We start from the raw sequence: 17,184 nt of genomic DNA on the forward strand, positions 1-17,184 counted from the left end.
CGACCAGCGGAGGGTGGTCTCGCGGGTGTAAGGCCGTTCTGGTGTGGTCTCGATACGCGGCCTCGGCTGGCGCCTCGGTCGCTACTCGACCAGCGGAGGGTGGTCTCGCGGGTGTAAGGCCGTTCTGGTGTGGTCTCGATACGCGGCCTCGGCTGGCGCCTCGGTCGCTACTCGACCAGCGGAGGGTGGTCTCGCGGGTGTAAGGCCATTCTGCCGGTGGTCTCGCTACGCGCCCCGGCGTGGCTGGGCGATTCCATCGCTGGTCGAGTAGTCGCGAACGGAGTGAGTGACGTATCGAGACCACTTCAACCGTCAGCGCGTCGAACGCCGATACAAGATGAGCGACAACGGAACACAGATGGCGAGGATCGCCACGCTGGTCCCGATCGAATAGCCGACGGCGTGCTCGGCGACCCAACCGGTAGGGGCGGGGAAATCCGGCGGCGAGGCGTTGCCGAACTTCTGCCGGCATGCCGTGGCAACGGCGGTCACCGGATTCCACTCGGCGATGGGACGCAGGAAGCCAGGCAGGCTCTGCGCGGAGATGAACGCGCTCGAGAGGAAGGTGACCGGAAACATCCATAAGAAGCCGATGCTCTGCGCCACTTCGACATTGGGTGCGGCCAGTCCGGTGACGGCACCGATCCACGCCATTGCCAGCGCGAACAACACGATGATGCCGAAGGCGATCGCGGCGTCGGCGGCGCTACCACGCACCCGCCAGCCAATGGCGAGCCCGCAGGCCACCATCACCGCGAGCCCCAGGATGCCGAGCAGCATGTCCGAGCTCACCCGACCGGCGATCACCCCCAGACGTGACATCGGCAACGAGCGGAGTCGATCGATGATGCCGTCGGACATGTCGTTGGCGAGCCCGACGGTGGTGATCGCGGCATTGAACACCACCGTCTGGGTGAAGATCCCCGCCATCAGGAACTCCCGATACGAGCCTCCGCCGAACGTCGCGCCGAACACATACGCGAACAGGAAGACGAACATCAACGGCTGAATCGTCGCGCTGATCAACAGAGTGGGGATGCGACGGACCGTCAACAGGTTTCGTTCGATGATCACTGCGGTGTCGGCGAACATCAGACACGCTCCAATCGTTGGGTGACGGCTTCGTCGGAAAGCTCGAACGACGCGCCGCCGCCCAGATCGCGATTGCCGTGGGTTTCGCTGCCGTCGGTGTCGGCACGGCCGGTGAGGTCGAGGAACACGTCATCGAGAGTCGGAGTACTCACCGTCGCGTCGAGCACGTCGATGCCGAGGGCGTCGCACACCCGGACAGCGGCCACCGCGCTGCGGGTGCCGTCGGTGACCGCGACGGTCCAGGTCTGGGCGTCGACGTGATGCGGGGCGCTCAGTCCGAGCTCGGTCAGCGCGGTGCGCACTCGAGCCTCGTCGTGGCGTCCGCGGAGTTCGACAGTCAGAATCGATTGGGCGGTGGTGGCTTTCAACTCGGCAGCGGTGCCCTGGGCGCGAATCGCGCCCTGGTCGATCACCGTGATCTCATCCGCGAGTGCGTCGGCCTCCTCCAGATACTGGGTGGTCAACAGCACGGTGGTACCGGCCGCGACCTGCTCGGTGATGACATCCCACATCTGGCGGCGTCCGCGAGGGTCGAGGCCCGTGGTGGGTTCGTCGAGGATGACCAGGGATGGTTCGTTGATGAGGGCACCCGCCAGGTCGAGCCGTCGCCGCATACCGCCCGAGTAGGTGCGCATCGGTCGGTCGGCTGCATCCTCGAGGCGCAGATCGGCGATCATCGCCCGCGCCCGCTGCGACGCCACGCTCCGTCGATGCCCGTAGAGCTGGGCGACCATCCGCAGATTCTCGAACCCCGTCAGGTTGCCGTCGACGGCCGCGTATTGGCCGGACACGCCGATCATCTCGCGCACGGTGTCCGGTTCGGCGAGTGCATCCACACCGTCGACGACGACCGACCCGGCATCGGGCCGCATCAGCGTGGCGACCGCGCGCACCGTGGTGGTCTTTCCGGCGCCGTTGGGGCCGAGTAGCGCATGCACGGTGCCCGACGACACCTCGAGGTCGATGCCGCGTAGCGCCTCCACTCGCGGTCCCCGACCGAAGATCCCGGAGCGGAACGTTTTGGTGACCCCGTCGAGGCGGAGTGCGACGTCGGTGCCCCGCTCAGGCATCGCGTGTCGTCCCATGTGCCTGCTCCCTTCGTTCCATCGCTTCGATCAGGCTGGCGGGTCGCATGTCCCGCCAGTTCTCCTCGACGTAGGCAAGACAGTCGTCGTGGCCGGCCGGGCCGTATACCGTGGTCCAGCCATCGGGGACGGCGGCGAATTCGGGCCACAACGAATGCTGGTTCTCGGCGTTGACGAGTACCAGGAACACGCCTTCGGTGTTGTCGAACGGATTGGTCATCGGTCCTCCTCGCTGATGGATGTCACTGGTCGTTCGGACGACCGGGGTCCGCGGATCGGTCCGATGTGACGGACCCGTCCACGGCTGCCGCGTACGCGGTGACGTTCGCCGGCAACAACATGCGCGCGTGACTGCAGTCGACGACGAACTCGCGCACGGTTCCGGTGATCCGCCCCGCCCAGTCGTCGACGGCCGGGCCGCCGGGTGGCGGGTCGGCGGTGGCGGTGACGAACCTCGCATCCCCGGCGTAGGTCCGCGGTCGCCAGTCGGCGGCCAGCGGGGTCGCGGCCAGGAACGTGCGGTGAACCGCTGCGAACTCGTGCTCACTGAGACCCGAGAGAGGCCCACCCGCGTTGCGCACCGACTCCAACGCGTGGGCGATACTCGGCTCTTGCCCGTCGTCGGTGTCGATGTCCAGACCGAATTCGGCCATCAGCTCAGCGACCGACGGGGTCCGGTCGAATCCCGGACGATCGGCCACGACAAAGGAATCCAGCAATGTCAGCTCGTCGACGACGTCGCCCGACTCGGACAATTGTACCGCCATCTCCTGGGCGATGAGCCCGCCCAGCGACCAGCCGAGCAGCCGGTACGGCCCCTGTGGTGCAACCGAACGGATCAGTTGCACGTAGTGAGCGGCCAGCTCGGTGATCGACTCGGGTGCCCGACCGCCGGACAGCATCGGGTTCTGCAGTCCGTAGACGGCGCGCCCGCGGTCGATGTGCGGCAGCAGTGATGTGAAACTCCACGACAGGCCGATCGCCGGATGCACCACGAACAGCGGACTGTCGTCACCGGTGTGTGCATCCCCGCCGGCAGCCGGCCGTCGTAGCGGCAGCAGGGTCGCGAACGGATCCACCATTCCGGTGGAGTTGTCGGCATCGTCGATCACCGCCGCGAGCTCGGCGGGAGTGGGTGCGCCGAAGAGGATTCCGGCGTTGACGTCGCGGCCGAAGCGCTCGCTGAGTCGGGTGGTGACCGTGGTGGCCATCAGCGAGTTGCCCCCGAGGTCGAAGAACCCTTCCTCGGCACCGACCGCGTCGTCGTCGATCTCGAGCACCTCGGCGAACACGGCAGCCACGGTCGCCTCGGTGCCCGGCCGCGGTGCCCGCGACCGGGACACGATCTCCGGTTGCGGCAGTGCCCGGCGATCGAGTTTGCCGACCGGCGTGAGCGGGATCGCCTCGAGGACGGTGATCGATGACGGGACCATGTGCCGGGGCAGGACCGTCGCAACCTGACGGCGTAGCTCGTCGACATCCGGCGTCTGTCCGTCGGCGGCGGTCACGTAGCTGCGGATCATCGGCGGACCGCTGCCCTCGTGATCGGCCCCGTCGATGATGGTCGCGGCGAAGTCGACCGTCGGCGCGGCGGCCAACGCGTCGTCGATCTCGCCGAGTTCCACACGGAAGCCCCGGATCTGCACCTGATCATCGTCGCGGCCGACGTAACGCAGCCGGTTGTCCGCGGTCCAGCACGCCAGGTCACCGGTGCGATACATCCGGTTGCCGGCGTGACTCGGGCCGGCGACCATCGGCGCGGGAACGAATTTCGTGGACGTCAGTTGCGGTCGCCCGTGATAGCCGCGGGTGACCTGGCCGCCGACGAGATACAACTCTCCGGTCACCCCCGGCGGCACCGGGTGCAGTCGTTCGTCGAGCACCAGTGCACCCACCCCGTTGTTCGGGGTGCCGATGGTGAGCTCGGTGTCGGCGTCGAGTTCGTCACTGCCGGTGGTGATCACGGTGGTCTCAGTGGGTCCGTAGACGTTGATGACGGTGCGGCCCGGAGCCCAACGGCGGACCAGTTCGGCACCGAAGGCCTCGCCGCCGATGGCCAGCGACGCCAGGGTGGGCACCGCATGGGGATCCATGGTGGCCACTGCGGCCGGCGTGATGAACGCGTGGGTGACCCCGTGGCGGTCGATGAAGTCCGACAACGGTTCACCGCCGTAGACATCAGTCGGCGCGATGACCAGCGCCGACGCCCCGGCCGCAGCCATCAAGAACTCCAGCACCGACGCGTCGAAGCTGGGGGAAGCGAAATGCAGGACCCGTGAGGACATGTTGGGTGCCATCCGGTCGCGCAGCTCGTCGCGCACCGCCCGCAGCCCCGAGTGTGGTACCAGCACGCCCTTGGGCCTGCCGGTCGACCCGGAGGTGTAGATCATGTACGCCAATTGATCGGTCCGGATCGGTGCGATCCGTTCGCCGGGGCCGAGCGGCGCGGGCGACGAATGACCGATGCGGGTTCGAACAGCGGGATCGTCGAGTACGACAACCGGTGTGCCGGCATCGGTGGGAACCGACGAACGTGCCTGCTCGGTGGTCACCACCAGGCGGGCGCCGCTGTCGGCGAGCATGTGCGCGATCCGATCTGCCGGATACGTCGGGTCGATCGGCACGTAGGCGGCGCCGGACCGGACGATCGCCCAGATCGCGACCAGCGCATCGATGGACCGGGGTACGGCCATGGCCACCACAGGTTCGGCCGCCGCGAGGTCCACGGACGCGGGATCAGCGCCGATCCCGCGGCCGAGCAGGACGCGGGCGAGTCGGTTGGCGCGCGCGTCGAGTTCGGCGTAGGTGATCGATGCGTCCTCGGTGATCGCTGCGCAACCGTCCGGGTTGCGCCGCACCGCCTCGTCGAGCAGGGCGTCGAAGGTGGCCGGTGCCGCGGGCGTCGGACCGGTCATCGGCGACAGCCGCGCGACCTCGAGTGGATCGGTGACCCGGATGTCGCCGACGAGGCGCTGCGGGTCGCACAGCATCGCCCGCAGCACCCGCATGAGGCGCATGACGAGCATCTCTACCTCGTCGCGGCGATAGCGTGCCGCCGCATAGGACACCTCGAGGGCTGCGTTGTCGGCGTCCGGGCTCATCCCGGTGACGGTGAACTGCAGATCGAACTTCGCTGTGCCCGTGTCCACCTCGGACACGTCGACGTCGAGACCGGTGTCGACCGACAGCGAGGTGCCATCGATGCCGTCGGCGAAGTCGTGCACCGACAACGCGATCTGGAACAACGGATGCCGTCCGGCCTCGCGAGGTGGGTTGACTTCGCTGACCACGTCGTCGAAGGGCACGTCGCGGTTGTCGAGCGCAGCGAGGTCGTCGTCGCGGACCGCGGCGACGAGGTCGGCGACGCTGCCGCTCGGTTCGATCTGAGTGCGCAGCGCAAGGGTGTTCACGAACATCCCCACCACTCGGGAGAAGTCGAGATCGGTTCCCGACCGCGGCGACCGGTTGGCAACCGGCGTGCCGATCACCAGATCCCGGCCGAGTCCCATGCGGTGCAACAGGATCGTCAGGGCGGTGTGCAGTACCGAGAATGCGGTGGTGTGGTGGTCGCGGACGAAGTCGGCCAGCCCGCTACGCACATCGTCGTCGAAGGCAACGGTGGTGACGGCACCGGAATCGTCGTCGGTGCGATCCCCTTCGATCCGCCGATCCCGGTCGGTGCCGCCGTCGGAGACGGGCAGGGTCGTCTCGGTCGGTGCGCCGGCGAGTCGATTCACCCAGTACGCCACCTGATCCTCGGGACGGTCGTCGCCGACGCGTTGCGCGTAGTCGCGGAAGTCGACATCGGCGGGGGGCCACGGATCGGTACGGCCGTCGATTCGTTCCCGGTAAGCGGTCAGCAGGTCGCCGACGAGTACCGGCAACGACGCCCCGTCCGCGGCGATGTGGTGTACGGCGAGCACCAGCACGTGTTCCCCGGTGCCGGCAGCGGCCACCGCAACGCGCAACGGTGCGTCGAGGGTCAGATCGAACGGTCGCGCGGCGAGTTCGTCGGCCACCCCGGACGGATCTGCGTGTCGGTGCACGCGGAGTGCCCCGATGACGTCGGCCGGTTCGTCGAGCACCACGCCGACAGGCCGACCGTCGCGGATCGGATACACCGTGCGCAGTGCGGTGTGTCGCGACACGACATCGGTCAGGGCGCCGCGCAGGGCATCGACCGACAGCTCACCATGCAACCGCAGGGCCAGCGGGATCGTGTACTGCACCGAGTCGGGCGCGGCACGTGTGATCGACCAGAGGCGCCGCTGCACCGGTGCCAGGGGTACGGTCGACGGCCGCTCGGCCGGCGGTCCCGCGGGGGCTGCCGGGGTCACATCGACCTCGGCCCGCTCCGGGTCAATGTCGACGCGATCGGCCAGATCGGCGATCCTCGGGTGGTCGAAGACCTCTCGGACGCGCAGCGGTTCGCCCCGATGGAGGTGGTTGAGCCGGCTGGTCACGGTGGTCGCCTGCAGCGACGTGCCGCCGAGTGCGAAGAAGTCGTCGTCGGCTGCCACCTCGCCGTGGCCAAGCACCTCGGCGATCACTCGCGCCACCACGTGTTCGGCCGCGGATGCCGGTGCCCGGCCGGGCACCGACCGCCGATGGCGGTTCGGCGTGGGCAGAGCCGCGCGATCCAGCTTGCCGTTGCGGGTCAGCGGGATCTGATCGATGACGGTGACCGACGCCGGGACCATCTGCGCGGGTAGACGTCCCCGGACGGTGTCGAGAATGTCGGCACCCTCGGGTCGGTCACCGGCCGCCAGATCATCTCGCAGCGTCACGTACGCGGCCAACGCGGCTTCGGCGCCGCTGCCCACGACCAGTGTGCCGGCCCAGTCGACTGCCCGATGGCGGCCCAACGCGGCGTCCACCTCGTCGAGTTCGATCCGGAAACCACGGACCTTGACCTGATTGTCGGTGCGGCCGTGGTAGATCAGCGCACCGTCGCCGCGTCGGCTCACGATGTCACCGGTCCGGTACATGACCGTGCCGCTACCGCCGGGGGCGGCGACGAACCGGGTCGTGGTGGCCTCCGTGCGGTTGAGATAGCCACGCGCCACGCCAGGACCGACCAGGTACAGCTCGCCGGGCACGCGGTCGGCGACCGGACACAGCCGGTGGTCCAACACCAGGGCGGTCGCGTCGTCGACCGGTGTGCCGATGGTGATCTCGTCACCGGGCGTCAACGGGTGCGACATCGTGGCGACGATCGTGGTCTCGGTGGGGCCGTAGCAGTTGAGATAGCGGCGACCCGGAGCCCAGCGTTCCACCAGTTCCGGCGGTGACGCCTCGCCGCCGACACCGAGGGTCTGCAACGCGGGCAACTCGCGGGGAGCGGCCGCCGACAACGCGGCCGGCGTGATGAACGCGTGCGTGACCGCCTGCGTGTCGAGCAAATCGACGAGTTCGTCACCGCCGTACACCGTAGGTGGTGCGATGACCATGGTGGCGCCTGCCTCGACCGCGAGGAGCAGTTCCAGCATCGCGGCATCGAAACTCGGTGACGCGAAGTGCAGGGTACGGCTCTCGGGAGTCACCTGATAGAGCTCCCGCTGCGACGCGGCGAACGCCGCCAATCCGCGGTGGGTGACGCAGACGCCCTTGGGTGTTCCGGTCGAGCCCGACGTGTAGATGACGTAGGCCGCGCTGTCGATGTGGCGCGGTCCGCGCGCGGTGACTCGCGATGTACCCCGACCGGAATCCAGTGCCTCGGGACCGATCCACCAGAGGTGGTGCGGCAGTGTGCCGAAATGCGCGGCGGCCGTGATGCCCAGGATGGCGCCGGAGTCGGCCAGCATGTGGGTCACCCGGTCGGCGGGATAGCCGGGATCGATGGGCAGCGCCGCGGCGCCCGCCTTGGCGACCGCCCACACGGCGACAACGGATTCGATCGAGCGTTCCAAGGCGATCGCGATGACGTCGTCGGTGCCGATACCCAGGTCGATCAGATGGCGCGCCCATGCCGCCGAGCGTTCGTCGAGATCGCGGTAGTCGATGGAGTCGGTGCCCGCTTCGATGGCAGTCCGCGCCGGATGCTCGTGGGCACAAGCCTCGAGAATGTCGGCGAGGTGCCGCGGCTGCGTGGTCGGCGCGGCCACCTCAGGCTGCACACCGAGAACGTGGTCGTCGATCCGACGATCGGGGTCGGCGACGATCTGCCGGGCCAGCGACACGAATGCATCGGCGATGCGGCGCACGCGCTCACGGCTCAATACGTCACCGGCATAAGTGAAACGTGCCCGGTCGCCGCGTATGCGTAACTCGAGATCAAAACGTGCCGAACCGGTGTCGACCTCCTGCGCCTCGACCGCCAGACCGTCGAGTTCGAGCATCGGACCTGACGGTGTGCGCCCGTCGGTGGTCTCGGCATCGAAGGCCAGGACCACACCGAACAGCGGATGACGGCCGTTGCGTGGAGGATTGACCGCCGCGACAACCTGCTCGAATGGCAGGTCGGCCTGCGACAACGCCTCCAGGTCGCACCGACGCACGGTGTCGAGCAACTCACCGAAGGTGGCCGAACCGTCGATCGGGGTGCGCAACACCACCGAGTTGACGAACATCCCGACGAGATCGGACAGTCGCGGATCATTGCGCCCGGCAACCGGGGTCCCGATCACCACATCGGCGCGATCGCCCGTGACGTGGACGTCTGGGTCGGAGTGCAGCCGATGCAGCAGGGCGGCGAACACGGTGTGCACGGTCATGAAGTCGGTGGCCTTGCCGTCGGCGAGATCACGCAGGCTGCTTCGCAGTCCGGCGTCGAAAGCCACGTCCACGACGCCGGTGTGTGGCTCGTCGTCGGCCCCCTCGACGTGGTCGGGGAGCAGGACGGGGGCGGTGTCGATCCCGTCGAGTTCGCGACGCCACCAGTCGGCCAGTTCGGCCTGCCGCGTCCCGTCCTGCCCGTCGATCCCGTGCGCGTCGATCGACAGACCGCGCTGCGGGTCGACACCCAGATTCTCGGCCTGCCACCGCAGATAGTCGCGGTAACCGACCGAAAGTGGACGCTGCGCCGGTGATCGACCGGCCCGCAGGTCCGCGTACGCCCCGGCGATGTCACGCGCCAGCGGCGTCATCGACCAACCGTCGGCAGCGATGTGGTGCACGACGATGGTCAGCTTGTGGTGTTGTTCGCCCGATTCGCTGGTCGGTGAGGAGCGAGGCGCCAGCCGAGTGTCACGAAGGGCCCCGCCATCCCGTCCGTTCTCGATGCGGTGCAGCGCGATTCGGATCGGCGCCTCGGTGGTGAGATCGAAACCACGACGCGCCAGCACAGCGGCGTCGGCGTCGGCGCCCGCATCGTCGGTGACGACGGTGGTGAACGCACTCACGACCTCGTCGGCCGATCGGATCTCCATCACTGGGCGGCCGTCGTGTTCGGGGTAGACGGTGCGCAACGGTTCGTGGCGCGCCACCGCATGGCGCACGGCGCCACCGAGCGCTTCGACGTCGAGGTCGCCACGCAGGTCGAGCGCGAACGCGATGTTGTAGGCACTGGCTGACATCTCCGTGCCGCCCGCCTCGCCACCGGCCTGTTCGTCGCGTGCCAGGCGGTTGAGGAACCAGAGCTGCTGCTGCGCCGGTCCGGGGGCCACCACGGCGTCGGGATCGTGGCGCAGCTGGGAGAGCGGATGTGTGTCCGTCGCCTGGTCGACCGGGTTGCTGTCGGTGGTACCCGATTCGGCCGGTGCCCGGTCGCCGACGTCCGCGGCAAGACGGGCCATCGCGGCGACGGTGGAGTGCTCGAACACTTCTCGCACGCTCACCCGGCGCCCGGCGATCTGCTCGAGACCGCCCACCAGTTGGGTCGCCGACAACGAGTTGCCGCCCAGATCGAAGAAGTCGTGGTCGCGGCCGATCTCGGAGACGTCGAGGCCCAGCTGTTCGGCCAGCAGTGTGGCCACCGACCGTTCGGCGGCGGTACGTGGCGCCACATAGCTCGTGTCGGTGTCGATGCCGAGTGACGCCGGGTCGGGCAGCGCCCGGAGATCGACCTTGCCGATCGGGGTGGTGGGGATCTCGTCGAGTTCGATGATCGCCGACGGGATCATGTGCCGGGGCAACCGCTGCGCCAGACGAGCTCGGATGTCGGCTGTCACGTCGCCGCCGGCGTCGCGGGCGGCCCCGGTGAGGGTGACGTAGGCGACGAGCCGGGCCGTCGACGGAGCGCCGACGGTGGTGGCCACCGCGGCGGTCACCAGGTCGTCGTTGACGAGGGCGGCGTCGATCTCGCCGAGTTCGATCCGGTGGCCGCGGATCTTGATCTGATGGTCGGCACGGCCACGGAACTCCAGTCGGCGTCCGGTCGGTTCCGGTGTGTCACTGGTCCACCGCACCAGGTCGCCGGTGCGGTACATGCGGTCGCCGGGATCGCCATAGGGGTTGGCGACGAAGCGTTTCGAGGTCAGCGGTCGCACCCCGTGGTACCCACGGGCCAGGTGCGGGCCGGCGATGTAGAGTTCGCCGACCGACCCGGGTGCGACCGGCTGCAACCGTTCGTCCAGCACCATCGCGGCAATCCCGCGGATCGGACGGCCGATGGTGAGGATTTCGTCGCCTGGGTCGATCTCACCGGACATGGTGGCGACCACGGTGGTCTCGGTGGGCCCGTACGCGTTGAACAGGGCCCGGCGGGCCGACCATCGCCGCACGACCTCCGGGTTGGGGTGCTCGCCACCGATGACGAGCGTCCGAAGGTCCGGGAGCTCATCGGGATCCATCGTCGACAACAACGACGGCGTCAGGAATGCGTGGGTGATGCGATGTGCCCGCAGCAGTTCGGCGAGTTCACGCCCACCGACGACCCCGGACGGTGCGACATGCATGGTGGCCGCCGCGGACACGGCCATCAGCAGTTCGAGAACCGAGGCGTCGAAGCTGGGGGAGGCCAGTTGCAGGGTCCGGCTCTCGGGGCTCAGACCGAATGCGCGCACCTCCTCGGCGGCGAAGTCGGCGATGCCTCGGTGATTGACCACGACACCCTTCGGGGTGCCGGTGGTGCCCGAGGTGTAGATCAGATACGCTGGATGGTCGACGTCGAGCGGCGCGTGGCGGTCCGTGTCGGTCGGCGCCGTCGCGTCGAGTTCGTCGAGCTCGGCACGGATCCCGTCGTCGTCGAGGAGCACGGTGTGTGCTCGCTCGACGCCGGGGTCGCTGTCGCGGGTGGTCACCACCAGTTCTGCGCCGGAGTCATCGATCATGAAGGCGATGCGCTCGGCGGGATACTCCGGATCCACCGGGACCCACGCCGCGCCGGTGCGGGCGATCGCCCAGAGTGTGACGATCCAGTCGACGCCGCGCGGCATCGACACGGCGACGAACCTCTCGGGTCCCGCTCCGAGCGTGAGCAGCAGTCGGGCCAGCCGGTTGGCGGCGGCGTCGAGTTCGGAATAGGTGAGTGCGCGGGTGCCGTCGGTGACGGCCACCCGGTGCGGTTCGGCGTCGACGGCGGTCGTCAGGATGCGGGACAGGTGCTCGACCGGGCGCTTCCCGGCGCCCACGGCGGGAACCAGATCGAGTCGCTCAATCGGTTCCAGCAGCGAGACGTCGCCGATGGTGACCTGCGGGTCGGCGAGGACCGCGGTGATCAGGCGACGCAACCTGGTGCTCAGTCCGGTGATGGTCGAACGGTCGAACAATGCTGCAGCATAACCGAGTTCGATGCTCATTCCGCCCGGTCCGCCGTCGGCGGCGCGATGCTCGGTGAAGGTGAACTGCAAGTCGAATTTGGTGTGTCCGGTGTCGATCCGCGATGCGGTGGCCGCCAGTCCGGCGAAGTCCACGTCGATGGCGGAGCTGTCCTCGAGTGCCACGGACACCTGAAAGAGCGGATGCGAGTTACCCCGGTCCGGGTTGAGTTCGGTCACCAGCCGGTCGAACGGCAGGTCGGCATGCTCGAACGCAGCAAGGTCTCGGTCGCGGACGTGCGTCAGCAGCTCGGCGAACGAGCTGTCCTTGGCCACGTCGGTCCGGAGGACGACGGTGTTGACGAACATCCCGACCATCGCGTCCACCTCGGCGTCGCCGCGGCCGGAGACCGGCGTGCCGACAGAGATGTCGGAGGTCTGGCTCATGCTGCGCAGCAGCGTCGCCACCAGCGCGTGGCACACCATGAACACCGTCGACCCGTGGGCTTCGGCGATGTCTCGGACCTTCTGGTGCACAGCCGGTTCGAGGCCGGCGTGCAGCAGGCCGCCGGTCGCATCGGGAACGCGGGGACGTGGGCGATCGAAAGGCAGTTCGGTCTCGCGCGGCGCATCGGCCAGTTCGGCAGACCAGAAGCCGAGGTCCTCGGCCACGGTGTCGGCGAGTTGTGCGTGTCGCCGGGCACTGACCTGAGAGTAGGTCAGTGGGAGCGCGACGAAGTCGGGTGCCGCACCATCGCGACGGGCACGATAGGCCTGCGCGAGATCGGTGGCCAGTGGTGCCAGCGACCAGCCATCGGCGGCGATGTGATGGATCACCACGGTCAGATGGTGGTCGGCGTCGCCGGTACGGATGATTCGTGCCCGGATCGGCAGGTCGGCGGCGAGGTCGAATGGTGCCGAAGCGAATTCGGTCACCGGCGAGGCCGCCTCGGCGTCGAGCACCGGAACCCGGAGATCCACGTCGGCTGCGTCGATCACGTCGGCGTACGGGGTCCCGGCGTGTTCGGTCACGCGGGTGCGCAACGGTTCATGCCGGGCGACGACATCGCGCATCGCCTCCGCCAGGGCGTCGGTGTCGAGCTCGCCGACCAGCCGGACCGTGAACGGGATGTTGTAGGTCGCGGCGTCGGTGGTCTCCATCCGGTTGGTCAGCCAGAGTCGGGTGGCCGCCGGCGAGAGCGGGACGGGCCCGGCAGGGAGGTCGGCAGAAGCGATGTCGGCAGTCGCGACGTCCGGCGCGGGCGCGTCGGCGAGCACGGTCTCGTCGACACCGAGCGACCGGACGGCGTCGGCGATACCCGCGATGTCCTTGGCGTCGAACAGGGTCCGGATACCCACGCGGTGGCCCGTCGATCGGGTCAGGCGTGCCGCGACCCGGGTCGCCGACAACGAGTTGCCACCGATGTCGAAGAAGCTATCGGTCATCGAGATCCGGTCCACGCCCAGGACGGCGGAGACAGTGTCGGCGACCAGCGCGTCCAGCGGTGCCGTCGGGGCGACGTACTCTCCGGCGTCGCGATACGCGGGCGCCGGCAGCGCACGCCGGTCGAGCTTCCCGTTGGGTGTGGTGGGCAGCTCGTCGAGCACCACGATGGCGGTGGGGATCATGTGCTCGGGGAGCCGGTCGCCGAGTTCGACGCGGAGATCACGGTCACCGAGGTCGTTGTCGCCGATCACGTACCCGACGAGCGTCTGTTCACCGGCGACGACGTCGTCGCGGATGAGGACGGCTGCCGAGCGGACGCCACTCAGTGTGCTCAGGGCGGCTTCCACCTCACCGAGCTCGACTCGCTGGCCGCGGATCTTGACCTGGGAGTCACTGCGCCCGAGATACTCCAGTTCGCCGTCGGGACGGCGCCGGACCAGATCCCCGGTGCGGTAGAGGCGGTCGCCGCCACCGTGCGGGTCGGCGACGAATCGTCCCGCAGTCAGATCCGCGCGGCCGGTGTAGCCCCGCGCGAGTTGCACGCCGGACAGATACAGTTCGCCGACCGCTCCGATCGGTTGCGGTCGCAGACGGTGGTCGAGCACGTATGCGGCGGTGTTCCATACCGGAGTACCGATCGGCACCGTGCTGTCGTCGGTGGCGCAGCGGTCGTGAAAGGTCACGTCGATCGCGGCCTCGGTGGGCCCATAGAGGTTGTGGATCGGTGCATCGGTGAGCGTGGCGGTGGCGCCGACGGTCTCCGGCGTCAACGCCTCCCCGCTGGTGAAGATCTGCCGCAGCGAGCCCAGATCGTCGTGAGTCGCGGCCGCGTCGTCGCCGTGAGCGGCGGAGAAGGTGGACAGCATCGACGGGACGAAGTGGACGGTGGTGATCTGTGTCGCTGCGATCACGTCCCGCAGATACCACGGATCGCGGTGCCCGTCCGGGCGCGGGATCACCAGTGATGCACCGGACACCAACGGCCAGAAGAACTCCCACACCGACACGTCAAAGGTGGCGGGGGTCTTCTGCAGGACCCGGTCGTCGGGGGTGAGGGTGTAGCGCGACTGCATCCAGCGCAGGCGGTTGACGATCGCCCGGTGGGAGATCATGACACCCTTGGGTTTTCCGGTCGACCCAGAGGTGAACAGGACGTAGGCGGGGTGATCGCCGCGTAGGGAGTCGCGTACGCGGCGACGGGCGGCGCGGGTGGTGACCGCCGGAGCCGCGGAGTGGTCGGCGAGACCGGACAGGGTGACGGTCTCGACAGTCGGGTCGGTGGTCTGTGGGCGGCCGAGGGCGCCGATCACCAGGGTCGGTCGGGCGGTCGACATGATGTGACCGAGTCGTTCGGCAGGTTCGTCCGGGTCGATGGGCAGAAAGGCACCACCGGCGCGGATCGTCGCGTGCAGCGCCACCACCTGGTCGATGCTGCGGGGCAACGCCACGCCGACCACACTCTCCGGCCCGACACCGCGGGCCCGCAGGCCCGCCGCGACGGCTTCGGCGCGCGCGGTCAATTCGGCGTAGCTGAGCTGACCGATTGTCGCGCCGATGTGGTCGGTGTACTCGGAGACAGGGGACTCGGAGACGGTGTACTCGGAGACGGGGGAATCGGAGACGGGAGAATCGTCGAGCAAAGCTGCCCGGCGACCGTGACGGCCGGCGGCATCGGAGAGCAGATCGAGCAGGGTAGTGTCGCCGAGGTCGACGGGCTCCCCGATAGCCGTGTGTGCCACGGTGCGGGCTTCTTCATCACCCATCACCGCGAGGTCGCCGACCGCGGTTGCCGGGTCGGCCGTGACGAACCGCTCCAGGAACTCCACGATTCGCCCATGGTGGGTGCGGATCTCCCATGGTGAGTAGACATTCGGATTGGCCTCGAGATCGAGCCGCATCCCGCCGGTGAAGCCGTCATAGACATTGACCGACGCATCCTCGACCGGGCCGGTGGACAGGACATTCAGTTCGCCGCGCAGGGTGCCGAAATCGATGTGCTCGAAGAACAGCATCACGTTGACCATCGGGCCGAAGAAGCCACGTCGGCCCCCGGGGGCGCCGAGCACATCGCCGGTGATGTCCTCGTGGCGGAACTTCTGGTGGCGCACGGCCTGTTTGATCTCACGGTTCACCGATCCCAGGAGGTCGGCGACGGACACCGGTTGCGCACCACCGTCGATGCGTGCGCGCACCGGCACGACGTTGGAGGTCAGGCCGGCCGAGGTCCGCAGGATGTCGCGGTCGCGGGCAGCCATCGGCAGGCTCAGCATGGTCGTGTCGCGGTCGTTGAGCCGTGCCAGGTAGGCGGCGACCGCGGCAGTGATCACCGACGCGGCGCGCACACCGTGTTCGGTGGCGCGGGCACGGATGCGGTCGACCAACGCCCGCGGCAGGGTGTGCGCCCGCACGGTTGCGGTCGGCGCGGCTGCCGCGGTCGCCGACGACAGCGACGTGATCTCGGGCAGTTGCCCACTGTCGCCGCCCGCATGCGCATCATCGAGCAGGGTGGCCGCCCAGTGCGCGCGGTCCCGGTCGAACTGATCGGACGACCGGTACTCGGCGTCGAGTGCGGCGATGTCGGCCATCGAGGCGATGTCGGCCGGCGGGGCTTCGTCGCCGTCGACGATTGCGGTGTAGTGCTGTGCGACGCGCAGCATCATGTACATCGCCGCGTACCCGTCGAACGCCAGGTGGTGACCCCAGCAGTACCAAATGTGATGTCTGTCGCCGAGGCGCAGCAGATAGGTCTCGAGCAGCGGATCGGTGAACAGGTCGGTGACCTGGGACCGATGCTCGTCGATCCAGGTCATCGCCGCCGCACGTGGATCGTCGGCCGCGCTGAAGTCACGTCGCCCCAGGGTGACCGTGCGGGTGCGGTCCACCACCACGTGCGGTTCGTCGTCGCCGGCGTCCACCAGGCGCAGCAGTCCCGATTCGGTCTCGTCGCAGGTCACGGCGACGGCGCGCTGCGTGATGTCCCCGTCGACCGCGTCGCGGAACTCGGCGAAGGCCGCCACCGCCATCGGCACATCGGGGTCGAGTTGCTGGGCGTAGTAGATGCCGCGCTGGGCGGCGGTCATCGACAGCGGTGCGCCGAGGCCGTCGGCGGAGTGGGCATCGGTGCGGATGACGTTGTCGGTGGTCACGCAGTCCTCCTCGTCTCGGCGGTGCCATCGGCCGGGTGGCCGACCATGTGTGCCGTCTGCGGGTACTTCGCGTGGCGAAGGGTGGGCGGATTGGTCTGCTTTCCGGCCCCGCCGACAGATTCCGGAATCGCGCCGAGAGCATGCGGAATCGCGCCGGCTTGACCCGGTAACCTGTCGTGAAAATGTCTGCGCACGTGGAGTGCTCCACGGATTTGGTCCCCACCTGCGGTTTCCCCTACACTTGTGGGGTTGCCTGCGGCACCGACGTGCCGCAAATCGGCTCGCGAACCCACTGGGATGGCCGTCGGAAGACGAAAACCCCAGGCAGGCGCGTGTCCGGTGGGCAGCAGACCGTGTGCGTCGGGTCGGCAATCCGGCGGGCATACAAGTCCAGGTCAAGGAGACAACGAGTGATTCAGCAGGAATCTCGCCTGCGGGTCGCCGACAACACCGGAGCAAAGGAAATCCTCTGCATCCGCGTGCTCGGCGGTTCCTCGCGGCGCTATGCCGGCATTGGTGATGTGATCGTCGCCACTGTCAAGGACGCCATCCCCGGTGGCAACGTGAAGAAGGGCGAGGTCGTCAAGGCCGTCGTCGTGCGCACCTCCAAGGAGCGCCGCCGTTCGGACGGCAGCTACATCCGCTTCGACGAGAACGCGGCCGTCATCCTCAAGGGTGAGAGCGATCCCCGCGGGACCCGCATCTTCGGCCCGGTCGGCCGTGAGCTGCGTGAGAAGAAGTTCATGAAGATCGTGTCGCTGGCACCGGAGGTGATCTGA

At 68.5% G+C, this 17,184-nt stretch carries 5 protein-coding genes; 1 reads left to right on the forward strand and 4 read right to left on the reverse strand.

Translation table 11 applies throughout. The features are described from left to right. Positions 1-312 precede the first annotated feature (312 nt). From L1892_RS17695 to L1892_RS17710, 4 genes are read right to left on the reverse strand one after another with little or no spacing between them, the layout of a single operon-like run. Complete coding sequence (locus tag L1892_RS17695) at positions 313-1,092, reverse strand: ABC transporter permease (protein WP_235724962.1); 780 nt, start codon at positions 1,090-1,092, stop codon at positions 313-315. After that, entirely contained in the window at positions 1,092-2,177 is a 1,086-nt protein-coding gene (locus L1892_RS17700) for an ABC transporter ATP-binding protein (protein WP_235724963.1), read from the reverse strand. The genes L1892_RS17695 and L1892_RS17700 overlap by 1 nt, the downstream gene beginning before the upstream one ends. Next, positions 2,155-2,397, reverse strand: coding sequence for an MbtH family protein (locus L1892_RS17705; RefSeq protein ID WP_235724964.1), 243 nt, complete (start codon positions 2,395-2,397; stop codon positions 2,155-2,157). Before L1892_RS17705 ends, L1892_RS17700 begins: the two co-directional genes overlap by 23 nt. Before the next feature lie 22 nt (positions 2,398-2,419). Continuing rightward, entirely contained in the window at positions 2,420-16,405 is a 13,986-nt protein-coding gene (locus tag L1892_RS17710) for a non-ribosomal peptide synthetase (protein ID WP_372475187.1), read from the reverse strand. A gap of 410 nt (positions 16,406-16,815) precedes the next feature. Here L1892_RS17710 and rplN point away from each other — a divergent pair, with 410 nt between their 5' ends. Beyond that, a complete protein-coding gene (gene rplN / locus L1892_RS17715) occupies positions 16,816-17,184 on the forward strand; it encodes a 50S ribosomal protein L14 (RefSeq protein WP_235724965.1) in 369 nt (122 codons plus the stop codon).

The organism is Gordonia tangerina (assembly GCF_021556435.1).
GTDB lineage: Bacteria > Actinomycetota > Actinomycetes > Mycobacteriales > Mycobacteriaceae > Gordonia > Gordonia tangerina.

What these genes read in the sequence shown, in the direction of transcription:
- L1892_RS17705 (WP_235724964.1), bottom strand. Translation starts at nt 2,397, where the DNA reads ATGACCAATCCGTTCGACAACACCGAAGGCGTGTTCCTGGTACTCGTC.
- L1892_RS17700 (WP_235724963.1), bottom strand. Translation starts at nt 2,177, where the DNA reads ATGGGACGACACGCGATGCCTGAGCGGGGCACCGACGTCGCACTCCGC.
- L1892_RS17695 (WP_235724962.1), bottom strand. Translation starts at nt 1,092, where the DNA reads ATGTTCGCCGACACCGCAGTGATCATCGAACGAAACCTGTTGACGGTC.